The following is a 251-nucleotide window of genomic DNA, read 5'->3' as shown; positions in this document are numbered from 1 at the left end:
GCGCTGCTGAAGCAGGCGGGCATCGCTCCCGGCACCGAAATTTCGCTCTGGGCCATGCCGGTTTCCCGGCCCTATAACCCCAACGCGCGCCGTATGGCGGAGATGATCCAGGCGGACTGGTCGAAGGTCGGCATCAAGGCGACCATCGTGACCTACGAATGGGGCGAATATCTCAAGCGGGTGCGCAGCGGCGAACATCAGGCGGCGCTGATGGGCTGGACAACCGCAACCGGGGATCCAGACAACTTCTT

The 251-nt window shown here is 63.3% G+C and carries 1 protein-coding gene; it reads left to right on the top strand.

Annotation, left to right across the window (positions count from 1 at the left end):
* Window positions 1–251: ABC transporter substrate-binding protein (locus tag B3797_RS04285; protein ID WP_311790472.1), on the top strand; the 251-nt coding region annotated here is incomplete at both ends.

It is taken from the genome of Pantoea sp. UBA5923 (assembly GCF_002431095.1).
GTDB classification, from domain to species: Bacteria; Pseudomonadota; Gammaproteobacteria; order Enterobacterales; family Enterobacteriaceae; genus Pantoea; species Pantoea piersonii.
The sequence above is the reverse complement of the archived record's forward strand: the minus strand, read 5'-3'. Positions and strand labels throughout refer to the sequence as shown.